The organism is Myxococcales bacterium (assembly GCA_012517325.1).
Classification (GTDB): Bacteria; Lernaellota; Lernaellaia; order Lernaellales; family Lernaellaceae; genus JAAYVF01.
On sequence record JAAYVF010000099.1, the window covers coordinates 1 to 11,737 of the forward strand.

Genomic DNA, 11,737 nt, shown 5'->3' on the forward strand with positions numbered 1-11,737 from the left:
AAAGCCCGATGCAAAACGGAAAATCGAAAGGGAACAACCAACTGGACGTGGGTCTATCAGGCCTCGGCTCCGAACTCTACGTAACCAAGGGGACATTTTTGCTGCACAGTTAAGGGGACATATTGCCTAAGTATAAACAGATGCGGTTCAATCGCCGAAACGCGAGTTGCCACGATCCAAGAAATAGAGTTCCGGTCGGCGATCCTTCAACAAGTGGTTGGAAATCGTGATGTTTTTGTCGTTTGCCTGCCGGGGATCGATCTCGGCGAGCAGGATGGAATCGGCGTCATCCGGCAGGCGTTCGAAAGATCCGTCCGGCCGGGTGATCTGACTGCAACCGGTAAAGCGCATTTCCTTGCCTTGTCGCAATTCCGCGCCGCCGCGGTTGGCGGTGACGGTGAAGACGCGGTTTTCGAGACTGCGAGTTACCATGGCATTCTGACAAAACGGCAGGACCAGGTTGGCCGGGTGCAGCAGAATTTGGGCGCCCTGCAAGGCCAGACTGCGCGCCGATTCCGGAAAATACCAATCGAAACAGACCATCATGCCCAGGCGGACGCCGTTGATTTCATGCACGGAAAACGGCTCCCGGCCGGGGGTGAACAGCCCCAATTCATCCATGAAGAGGTGGATTTTGCGATAGACCGCGAGCATCCCGTTCGGTCCGACGAGAGCCGCCGAGTTGAAAAACAGATCGCCCAGGCGCTCGGGGAAGCCGTAGCACAACAGCGTGCCGGTGGCGGCGGCCAGTTCGATCATCCAGGCGGCGGTTTCGCCGTCGAGCGGCTCGGCCAGGCGGGCCAGTTCCTCGCGGGAATGAAAAACGTAACCGGTGAAAGCGACCTCGGGCAGGACCGCCAGATCGGCGCGAGCCCGGCGCACCAGTTCGCCGGCCCGCCGGCGGTTTTCCGCCACCCGGCCGAATTCGGGAGTCAGTTGGATCGCCGCGATTCGCATGGGCCTACTTTGCCTGGAGGGTTGCGCCGGAGCAAGAGGCTTTCTATGGTGAGCATGAATTCCATCGGATTACCTTGAAGAAACCGGGGAGATCATGAAGCAAACTTACGGATGGCCTCGCCTTGTCGCTCGGCTGTTTTTTCTCGCCGTGCTGATCGCTGCGATCAGCATGGCCGTAGCCTGGGATGACAGCCACGCGGCGAAGCGAACCCAATTCCGCGATGCCGAAACCGCGTTGGCCCAGAAACAAAAAGCCAAGGCGATCAAACTTTTCACCGACCTGGCGCGAAGCGATTGGCCGGCGGCCGATTGGGCGGTCGTTCGCCTGGTGGAAATCGGGGCGGCCGGTCAGGACCGCGGCATGCAAACGACCTGGCGGAGTTACCTGGTCGAACAGATGCCGTACAGCCGCTATCGCCCGGCTTATTTGCTTGATCTGGCTCGGGATCGGCTGGATGATGATCAACCGGCTGAAGCGGCCGCCCGGTTGAAGCAATACCTGCACGATTATCCCGACCGGGAACCGGCTCAGGCGAGGTATCTGCTCGGCGAGGCGTTGCAGGGCCAAGGCAAAAATCAGGAAGCGGCCGACGCCTACGCCGAGGCGGCCTGGTGGTATACGGGCGAATATTCGGCGCAGGCGCAGAATAAATTGGTGCTGTTGGCTCGCGCGGGCGTCGCCGTTTCGACGCCCTCGGCCGCGTCCTACTGGGCCCGGATTCGCGAAAACCTGGCGCGCAAGTTGTACTGGACGGCCCAGGTGTATGCCGGCCGTTACGCCGATCTGTTCCCCGGCAGTCCGCTGGCCTTTCGCGCCAAATTGACCGTGGTCGATTGCCTCGTCGCTCAACGCAAGACCAACGAGGCGAAAGAAACCCTGCGCGACCTCAACAACGAGGCCGCCGGCGATGAACAAAAACTGGCGGTGGCCGTACGGCTCAAACGTTACGACGACAAGGCCACCGACGACGCCAAACGCGATTTCTATCAACGCATCGCCCGGGCCAAAACGGGAACGGCCTCACTCGACGCGCAATTGGCGCTTTACCAACTGGAATGGAACGGGCGCGATTACGCGGCCGCCGCCCGTTGGGCCGACGCGGCGTTCGACGAGCACGCCGGCGACGTTTTTCTGCCCGAGGATTTGCTCTGGCAGGCGGCGTTCGCCCACTACCTGGCCGGCGAATACCCGGCCGCGGCCGACCGGTTGCGGCGGTGGCTCGCCGCTTACCCGCTGCATTCCGACAGCGACCGCGCCCAGTACTGGCTCGGCCGGTCCTACGAAAAACTGGGAAACCGGGAAGACGCCAAGAAAATCCATCGCCAATGTTTTGATCGCTGGCAAGGTACCTATTACGGCCTCGCGGCGGAAGCGCGCTTGTTGGAACTGGGCGTGCCGGGCAAGGAACTGCCGGTGATTCCATTCGCTGACGTCAAGGCGGGTTCCGGCAACGCCAAACCGGTTTTGTTGCGTCCCGAGTGGCAACAGCAAAACGGCGGCGGCACGGTGGCGGACGAAAGCACCCGGCGCGCCATCGACGATTACATCGCCTCGGCGCCGCCGAAATTCGCCGCGATCTTCAGCCAGGTGCGGGAATTGCTGGCGATGAACGAAACCGACGAGGCCGAAGCGCGCCTCGATTTCATCCGCGATGAAATCTACCAGACCGCCGAAGGGCCTTATTTTCTGAGCGTGGCCTACGCGCTGGTCGAGGACAACCTGTCGGCCACCCGCGCCGCTTATCGCGCGCTGGAACAGGTGCGCGACGGCCGGCTGGCCGATCCGCAGGGCTTGGTTTCGTACCGCGTGTTTCCGCTGTTGTACGAGGACCTGATCAAACAGACCGCGAAAAAGCACGGCCTCGACCCCTATCTGGTCTACGGCATGATCAAGCAGGAGAGCGCGTTTCAGATCCAGGCGACCAGCGGCGTCGGGGCGCGCGGCCTGCTGCAGGTGATGCCGGGCACCGGAAAGTACATCGCCCGCAAACGCGGCCTGCGCGGCTTTCATCCCAAGCATCTGTACCAACCCGAGGTTTCGCTCGATTACGGTTGCTGGTTCATGGCCGACCTGATGCAAAAATCGGGTGGCGATCTGCCGGCGGCGTTGGCCGGTTACAACGCCGGCTGGGGCCGGCCCAAGCAATGGTGGCCGCTCCACGACGGCCGCGATTACGACGAACTGATCGAGTTGATCCCGTTCGAGGAAACGCGGAACTACGTCAAGGGAATCACTAAGAATTACGAGATGTACGCGCGACTCTACGGCGACGGCGGAAAAAGAATGGACAACCGGCCGACAAAGTTTATACTATTGGGAAAGAAAGTGGCGGGTTTGCCATAGCCTGCCGCTTTTTGCGTTTGGAGGAAGTGATGGGTGACAGCTATCCGGTGACCAAAGAGGGCTACGAGGCGCTCAAGTCGACTTTGCACGAAATGAAAACCGTCGAGCGGCCGAAAGTCATTCAAGCCATCGCCGAAGCGCGCGCGCACGGCGACTTGTCCGAAAACGCCGAGTACGCGGCGGCGAAGGAAAAGCAGGCGATCCTCGAATCCCGCATCCAGGATTACGAAAACCGGGTCGCCATTTCGCAGGTGATCGATCCGGCGACGATTCGCGAGGACCGCGTGGTTTTCGGCGCCACGGTCACGGTGCTGGATCTCGACACCGAGCAGGAAAAAACCTACAAGATCGTCGGCGACCACGAAGGCGACCTGAAAATCGGGAAGATCAGCATTCAGTCGCCATTGGCGCGGGTGATGATCGGCCGGCGAGTCGGCGACGTGTTCGATTTCCAGACCGCCAACGGCCTGAAGGAACTCGAGATCACCAAGCTCATCTACAAATAGCGAACCTCGGCTCCCGCGGCTACTTGAACAGCTTGGGAGCCTTTTTCTTTAATTTTTCCAGGTTCATCCGGCTGGGATTGAAGGTCGGATCGATCGCCAGGGCCGAATCGAAATGGCTCTTGGCGCCTTTGTAATCCTTGCGACCCATCAGCAGCAGCCCCAGATTGTTGTGCGCGTCGCGCGCCGTCGGCTTGGACGGGTCGAGGTTGATCGTCTGCTGATAGGCGTTGATCGCGTCGTCGTCCTCGCCCATGTTGTCCAGGCAGGTGGCCAGGAGCAGCCAGGCGTCGCGGTTGGTCGGTTCGAGTTGGATGACCGTGCGGAACTGGCTGGTGGCTTCCTGCAACTCGGGGCCGCCTTCGGTCCATTTGTCGGTCACCGGCAGCACCGCGCTGTCCGCGCCCCGGTTTTCGATCAGCACGCGGTTTTTCTCCGCCGCCCGAAACAGCATCACTCGGCCCAACAGATAATGGGCGTCCAGGAACCGGCTTTGCAGGGCCATCGCCGTGCGGGCGTTCCGCTCCGCGCCGGCCAGATCGCCCAGTTGAAAGCGGCTGACGGCCAGTTGAAAGAAATCCTCGGCCGTCTTCGGCCCGTTGTCGGGAGCCGGTGTCGGCGTCGCGGCCGCCGGAGCCGGCGTGGCTTGCGCCCAGGCGAGGGCGGCGAACGAAAGCAGAAAAAAGAGACCCAGCACGATTTTCTTCATGACGATTACCTCGGCCGGAAAGCTAGCAAGCCGTTCCCGAACCGTCAACGCGGCCGCAAGAAAGACACGGCGGCGGAAGGCAGCATTAAAAAACGAGCAGCGCCAAGCCGGCGAGCAGCGCCGCGAAAACCAGGCCGGCGCCGAAGACCAGGCGGCGGAAAAGATACGCCCCGCTGCGCAGGTCCAGCGGATCGAGGCGTCCTTCGAAGGTTTCGCGGATCTGGTGCGACAAATCGCCGGCGATCGCGGCGAGCAGCGCTTCTCCCTCGGCGGCCGAGGCGCGGTGCGGATGGCCGACGTAGCCTTCCAAGCGCCCGCGTAGAATCCAGGACAAATCGGCTTTCGCCACGCCCAACACCTGGCTGAATTCGATCCGTTTCGCTTCGTCGGCGATGAAGCGCCCGGCCAGCTTCTCGATGCCGCGCGCCAGTGCTTCCAGCCAACCGCGGCGGGGCGGCAGGATCGGCGGCAACGAGCGGTAGCCCGGATCGACCAGGTCCGGGTCGATGGCCAGGATCATCGCCGTTTCCATCCGGCCGGCGTGGAGATCGATGGCCAGATCCGCGACCTCGGCGTCGGACAGCGGCACGCCGGCGGCTCGCACCGCCTCGGCATACCCGCCGAAGTAAGCCTTGGCGCCGACGCGCGCCGAGGGGGCGACCGCCATCACCGGCCGCGCCCGCGAGCCCATCCGCCGCAACGCCGCGCAGGCGTCGTCGAGCGCGCCGGTATGCGGCACGCCGCCGTGCGCCGACAGCACGACGAAATGGCGGAAGCCCTGGCGGACGAACCGGCGCAGGTAAGCCTTGAGCACCTTGCCCAGGAGGCGGGACGGCGCCTTGACCGACCCCGTGCCGCGGATCGTGGCTCCGCCGAGGTGCCAGGTTGGATGCAGCCAGATCCGGCGGTGCGGATACGCTTCGGCCAGGTCGCGGGCGACCCGCCCGGCGACTTCCTCGCTGATCAATTCGTCGGTGCCCAGCGGCAGGTGCGGGCCGTGATTTTCCGGCGCGGAAACCGGCAGGAGGAGAATGTCGTCGGTGACCGGGGTCAGCAGCAGTTCGGCGCTGGAAACCCGCTCATAGCGCAAGAGATTGGGCAACATGGCGCGTCACCTTAGCACGATGCGCTTTCGCTGCAAGGGTCATTGCAGCGGGTATTTCGCCAGGTAGGCGTCCAGCCCGCCCTCGACCCGGAAGACGAACGCATAGCCGGCCTGGGTCAACAGATTGGCCGCCTTGATCGCCTGGGCGCGGTCCGGCGCCAGGAGGTAAATATTGCGCTCCTTCGGAAGCTGATTGAGATTTTGCGACAAGGTGGTCAACGGGATTTGCAGGGCGCCGGGCAGAAAGCGCATGTCGTTGCCCAGGGAAAGCGCCTCGCGCAGGTCGACGACCAGCGTGTCGGGTTTGCCGAGCGCGGCGTGCAACTCGTCGGGCGAAGCGTCGCGGATGGCCGACGAGTTCGCACAGGCCGTCGCCAACACCAGCAGCGGCAGCAGGATAAGCGGCAAACGACGCATGTCGATGAATCCTCCGTCAGGGCAGGGCGGCCGGTTCGAGCACCAGCACGCCGCCGATGTTTTCCTCGATGTCGGCGCGGTCCATCAGGCCGGGGGCCAGTTCGTTCCGCTTCCACATTTCGTGCAGGTCGCGGTAATGCGCGGTCAACGGCAGGCCCCAGTTGCCGGAGTCGATCACGATCCACGAACGGGCAGGGTTGGCCAGGTCCACCACATGCCGGTACGCCGGGCCTTCCATGGTCGCGAACTCGCCCGTCCCGTAGTAATAGGACGACGCCATGACCGTATCGACCGATCCGTCATGCTCTTCCGGCCCGATGTTCACGGCGCTGGTCAGCGCGGCCTGGCCGCCCAATACGTGCGCGTTGGTCTGCGTGTGCAAAACGCCCCATCGCCAGGCGGCCGGGTTCGGCCCCTGTTCCTGTTGCAGTTTGGCGTACGCGGCCGACAGCGCCCGCTTGTAGGAGATGTCCCAGGTCTCGACCGCTTTGCTCTTCACCGAGTCGTGGAAGGGGCTTTTCTTGTCGATCAAAGTCTGCAGGACGATGCCCTTGGTCAAATGCGTGCGCACGAAGGGGTAGAACAGGTCGGGCCCCATTTCGTCGAGCAGCACTTTTTTCGTCAGCTCGTCGATCGCGACGTAAAACAGCGCGGCGCCCGGACTGTCGGCGGCGGCCTGTTTGTCCCACCGCTCGAGCACCAGCCGGGCGTCGGTCAGCGATTCGTCGGATTTGGCGGCCTCAATGAACAACGGCACGAAATCCACCGCCATCTCGCTGAAGATATCGCCTTGAATGCGGCTCATGGACGCGGCGTCCACCTTCGGCTGGTTGGTCAGCAGCCAGAGGATCCGGCGCGCCCGGTGGCCCGGCGTGTAGTTGAAGGCCCACGGGTAGGGATATTTCTCCTGGTCGAAGGTCGGATTGTTGGCGGTGACGATGTAGCCGTCGCGCGGGTCGCGGCGTTGCGGCAGCTCCTTGAAGGGCACGAAGGCGGTCCAGCGGCCCTCGTCGAGCCAGGCGCGGGCGACGCGCTGGCCGTCGCCGTGGTTGCGCACCGGGATGAAACCGGCGGCCACGTAGCCGATGTGTCCGGCGTCGTCGGCGCAGATCCAGTTCTGGCGCGGGGAGTTGTAGCGGCTCATCGCGGTGAAAAAGTCATCGCAACTCTCGCCGCGATTGACGCCCAGGAAAGCGGCCATGTCGTTGCCGCGGCCGGATTTGCCGTACTTTTGATGAATCGCCAGGCGTTCCTCGGGGGTCTTGGCTTTTTCCAGCTCCCAGAAGGCGGCCGGGTCGTCCATGAAGTCCATGCCCACCCAACGGAGGCTCAGCAGTTCGGCGGCCGGATCGGTGTTGACCACGTCGCTGATCACCGGGCCGAACCGGCTGACGCGCACGTTGATTTTTTCGTCGCGGACCGAGGCGCCTTCCTTGACGCGCACGATTTCCTCACGGACGACGAAATCCTCCCAGGTGTCCTGGTAGAAGTAGCGTTCCGGGTGCGACGGATCGACCTTGTGCAGATACAAATCCTGCACGTCGCCCTGGTTGTTGGTCGAAGCCCAGGCGAGGTGCCGGTTGTGGCCCAACACGATCAGCGGCACCCCGGGGAAGCTGGCGCCGATGGCGTCGATCGCGCCGCCGGAAATGTGGATCAGGTGGAACAGCGAGGGCGCCAGGTGCGGCAGGTGCGGATCGTTGGCCAGGATCGGCTTGCCGCTGACCGACCGCGAACCGGCGACCACCCAGTTGTTGCTGGCGTCGGTCCGTTCGACCGGCAGGCCGCCGAGGTAGCGGTAGATCGCGCCGAGCGACAACTGGCTGGGCTCGAGCGGCGCCAGGGTCCGGGGGTCGAAACCGAACGACGGTTTTTTCGCGGGGAACTGGTAATCCGGCAGGATGCGCGGCGCCTTGGGATAGCGGTAGGTCGACATCAGCAGGGCCGCTTTGTCCGTGCCCAGCACCTGGTCGGCGGCGGCCCACATGAGTTCGACCTTGGCGTTGGTCGAGAGCATCCAACCCAGCAGCCGTTCGAGGGCGATCGAATCCTTGGGCTGCCACAGTTCCGGCTGGTAGCCGATCAGCCGGAATTCGATGGGCAGATCCTTTTCGTGCTGGGCGATGTACGCGTTGACGCCCTGGGCGTAGGCCTCGAGGAAGTCCTTGGTTTCCTGGGGGGCGGATTCGAGAAAGAGTTCGGCGTAGTGTTCGAAACCGAGAATGCGCATGCCGATGTCGTGCTGGCGCGTGGAGCGCGCGCCGAGGACCATCGAGGTGGTGGCCATCGGCCGGTCGCCGACGACCTCGGCGAGCTTGCCCTCGGTCAGCCGGCGCAGGAAATCCATCGAAAAGAGGCGATCCTGGGCGTGGACGTAACCCATGGCGCGGGCCAGGTCCAGCTCGTTCTGGGCCAGGATGTGCGGGATCGCCCACTTGTCGCGCAACACCTCGACCGGCGCGGTCAGGCCCGGCAGTTCCAGCGAGCCGGCCGTCTGAGGACCTTGTGGGTTGCTGCGGTAATCCATCCAGTTCAGGGCGCTGGCGCAGGACGAAAGCAACAGCAGCGCCGCGGCAAGATACAACAGTCGGATCGAGGTCTTGGACATCTTTCTCTCCCCGTTGGCGGTAACGACACTATAGCCAGAGGCGAAAGAGATTGAAAAGGGGGAAGAAATAATGGGAAATGGCGAATGGGAAATAGGGAATGCGGACCAACAGGCTTGGCAGCCACGATAATGCTGGCGAAATGTAAGAGCGGCTTAGCAGCCGCGATACCTCTCATGCCGCAAGGAATAATGGGGAATGAGGAATTTTTTATTTAAGAGCGGCATCCTTGTGCCACACTCGGGATAATCATATCCGGCACAATTCGGTTTCTCTTCCCAATCCGCACCCGAAGGGCAGTGTTTCAAATCTGCCTGCTTTTTTTCTCGCCCCAAGGGGGCGTCATATCGTAGCCAGGGGTGGAGTCCGTAGCGGGCGGAACCCCTGGTAACAGGCGGACGGAACCCCTGGTAACAGTTCATTTATTCCGCCCCTTCAGGGCGGACGTTACTTCCTCTCGATTCCTGGGGTTTCCACCCCAGGCTGAAATATTTCACCCCTCCGGGGCGATCGGCGATCCGCGGATGGCCGCCGTTCACTCGGCATAGCCCCTGACCTTCCACGCCGTGCTGCCATCCGCCTCCACTATTCCGCCACCGTCACGATATCGAGCGGTAACCGGTTGCTGTGCGTCGCGCAGGCGTTCGAAATTTCCAAGTAGTAGGGTGCGCCTTCGTTGTTTAGGAAATTGGAAGGTTCTATCTTGAAGGTAAAAGGTCCTCCAGCTGCTTCCGTAGAGCAAATACCAGAGACGCCCAAGGGATAAGGCCCTTCACCAGGTAAACCCGTACTTGCATCGAGACAAAGCTCTTCACTGTCCCTTACCAAGAAAATGTGCCCGTCACACATCCGGTTATTGTCGCCTGGAAAGGTGAATTCGATCGCCAAAGCAACTTCGTCGTTCAAGTGAATTGTCAACGGTTGTTCAACCTCCGTTTCGTTCACGAATATTGTGACACTGAGAAGTTGTGGAGGGACATCCACGCTTGTGCCGCATTCTGGATAATCGTACCCAGTACAGTCGGCGCCTTCGAAGAAATCCGCACCTGAGGAATCATCATCGTCATTGTTATCGTTATCGTCGTCATCGTCATCATTATTGTCGTTACCGCACATCACCATCGAGATGGAACAAAACCATACGATGATGAAGACAAGCATTGTATTGAACTTCATTTCCGTCTCCTTATCGAAATTACGGCCAAATGCCATGGTCAACACCGTTGATGCCTCCCCAATAATCCCACACGGCATTGGTAATTCCGTTGGCCGCCGCCGCGTTTCTCAAGTACTTGTACACATAGTATTCAAGACCAGACCAAGTATCCGGATTTGCGTCATTCCAAATGCTGAAGATAGTTTGCACACTTATGGATGCGCTATGGTGGAGGTCCCACCAGAATCGCAACCAATCAAATTCATTACCTCTACTTCCCAATGGTGGGTTGCATTGATTCAGCCAATCGACCTGATAATCTGAACCTCCTTGACAGTCTTTATCCCGAAATTCGCAATCATTTTCTGTACCATCGTTCCAAGTGACTGTCGTATAAAAATGTGCAAGCCCTTCATTAACCGCGGCACTTTGCCATTCTCGGCTATTTAATCGATGGTCTGTTGCCAAGGATGTGCAATTGTCATCCCCTGTATCGCCATAATTCTTATATCCTCCTTGGTTTCCATTCCTCCTGAGACCAACCAAATGCCCCAGCTCGTGAGTTGTCCCGGTTTTGGCGTCTTTACATGTTTGATCCAGAAAAATCGTTCCGTCCGATGCCATATAAGCACCGTTCTCGTCGGGTGGAATTTGAGTGTGTAAGTAGAAATTTTTCCCGCTCAAGCCCGCCGGGTGTTCGCTTAGGGCAAAGCTGGCTGCAGCTAAAACGTTCGTCTCATGCTCCTGGTTAATGATTTCATAAGTGTATAGTTTGGTGGTGCCCACGGTTGGCGCATATTCCCAATCGACCGTTTGTTGATGCAGGTTTTCGCCGGAATAACTCTGAAAAACATGAACGATGTTGTCGTTGTCGTCCTTGGCTTTACTGTAGAGCCTGACCAGGTAGGTATGATTGGTATTCAACGATAAATAGGACGTGCAAGCCAACCCTGTCGTTCCGGCCCAACCGTCGAAAACGGCGTCATCCGTGTTGTTGTCGATCACCTTTGCCCGGATGCCGTAGGCCGCATGGTTCCAGCCTTCGGTCCAGTAATCCCCATCGTCGTAATCCTCGTAATCCGTGTCCAGGATAAAACAGAACCGCACCGAGACGTTAGCCGAGGCGGTGGCGGCAAAGCCGAGCAGTAAGAAGATCAAGCTCGCCAGAAGCCTTATAGCAAATTTGTTCATGATGGTTCCCCTTATTCCAAGATTGTGGTGCCGACACCAGAGGCAATGAATGATTCATTCGCGCCCTCGCCGGTCGGGTCCTTTGCGATCAGCGCCTCCATCCGCGCCAGTTCCTCGGGCGTGGTGACGCCGCGCGGATAAGCCTTGGCGAACGATTCGAAATCGTAAATCTCGTGCGGTGTTTCCTCGGGGCGAGCAACAAGGTAAAGCTGCTCCAGCGATTGACCACGGCCAAATTTGCCGGCAAGAGGGATCTCGGTCACACGGGCATTGATGAGTGTCGGATAAGCAAATTGTTTTTCGTGCAGGCCCAAGGCGGGAGTGACATCGAGGGGAATGACGATGTCCTCGCTGGCGTCGATATTCAATTCCTCGTGAAAAATGGCGCGCGAAAGCGAACCGATGAAGGCCACGACCTCGACCTTTACCGACATCGCGTCGTGGTCACGGCCGTGGATGAGAATGTCAGAAATGGGGTTTCCGCCGCTCGGATCGAGCACGCCGCCACCGACCGCCGTCCACTCGGCATAACCGCCGTCGCCGAGCCCCCACATGTTCTCGATGCTGTCATCGTAGAGTTGTTGACTGGTTATTTTTGGTTGTTGGTTGGCAAGAATCGTGCCATGCGGCAAAGCCGATCGCGGCGATTGCCAAACACGGCAACACCAGGAACAGAAGCGACTTACGTGTCATGTTTACCTCCAAAGTTGGCACCGAGTGCAAAGAACGAAGAAGATGGAATAAATATA

10 protein-coding genes are annotated in these 11,737 nt (G+C 60.3%); 2 read left to right on the top strand and 8 right to left on the bottom strand.

What is annotated here, in order from left to right:
• Window positions 1-147: 147 nt before the first annotated feature.
• Window positions 148-957, bottom strand: a complete 810-nt coding sequence (locus GX444_17460) for an acyltransferase (protein ID NLH50371.1) — start codon at window positions 955-957, stop codon at window positions 148-150.
• A gap of 94 nt (window positions 958-1,051) precedes the next feature.
• Here GX444_17460 and GX444_17465 point away from each other — a divergent pair, with 94 nt between their 5' ends.
• Together GX444_17465 and greA are read left to right on the top strand one after the other, a co-directional pair.
• Entirely contained in the window at window positions 1,052-3,301 is a 2,250-nt protein-coding gene (locus GX444_17465) for a transglycosylase SLT domain-containing protein (protein ID NLH50372.1), read from the top strand.
• 29 nt (window positions 3,302-3,330) lie between these two features.
• Complete coding sequence (greA, locus tag GX444_17470; GenBank protein ID NLH50373.1) at window positions 3,331-3,807, top strand: transcription elongation factor GreA; 477 nt, start codon at window positions 3,331-3,333, stop codon at window positions 3,805-3,807.
• Window positions 3,808-3,826: 19 nt separating this feature from the next.
• Here greA and GX444_17475 read toward each other — a convergent pair whose 3' ends face one another.
• The 7 genes from GX444_17475 to GX444_17505 all read right to left on the bottom strand — a co-directional run bounded on the left by GX444_17475 (window position 3,827) and on the right by GX444_17505 (window position 11,620).
• The gene (locus tag GX444_17475; GenBank protein NLH50374.1) at window positions 3,827-4,513 is read right to left on the bottom strand and encodes a tetratricopeptide repeat protein; all 687 of its coding nucleotides are present in this window, start codon (window positions 4,511-4,513) and stop codon (window positions 3,827-3,829) included.
• Between the two features lie 85 nt (window positions 4,514-4,598).
• Window positions 4,599-5,618 (bottom strand): creatininase family protein, encoded by a 1,020-nt coding sequence (locus GX444_17480; protein NLH50375.1) that lies wholly within the window; start codon window positions 5,616-5,618, stop codon window positions 4,599-4,601.
• Between the two features lie 39 nt (window positions 5,619-5,657).
• Window positions 5,658-6,035 (bottom strand): rhodanese-like domain-containing protein, encoded by a 378-nt coding sequence (locus GX444_17485; GenBank protein ID NLH50376.1) that lies wholly within the window; start codon window positions 6,033-6,035, stop codon window positions 5,658-5,660.
• A gap of 16 nt (window positions 6,036-6,051) precedes the next feature.
• Window positions 6,052-8,643, bottom strand: a complete 2,592-nt coding sequence (locus GX444_17490; protein ID NLH50377.1) for a penicillin acylase family protein — start codon at window positions 8,641-8,643, stop codon at window positions 6,052-6,054.
• Between the two features lie 583 nt (window positions 8,644-9,226).
• A complete protein-coding gene (locus GX444_17495) occupies window positions 9,227-9,862 on the bottom strand; it encodes a hypothetical protein (protein NLH50378.1) in 636 nt (211 codons plus the stop codon).
• Complete coding sequence (locus GX444_17500; protein ID NLH50379.1) at window positions 9,837-10,988, bottom strand: hypothetical protein; 1,152 nt, start codon at window positions 10,986-10,988, stop codon at window positions 9,837-9,839. Before GX444_17500 ends, GX444_17495 begins: the two co-directional genes overlap by 26 nt.
• Window positions 10,989-10,999: 11 nt before the next feature.
• Window positions 11,000-11,620, bottom strand: a complete 621-nt coding sequence (locus GX444_17505; GenBank protein ID NLH50380.1) for a hypothetical protein — start codon at window positions 11,618-11,620, stop codon at window positions 11,000-11,002.
• Window positions 11,621-11,737: the final 117 nt, after the last annotated feature.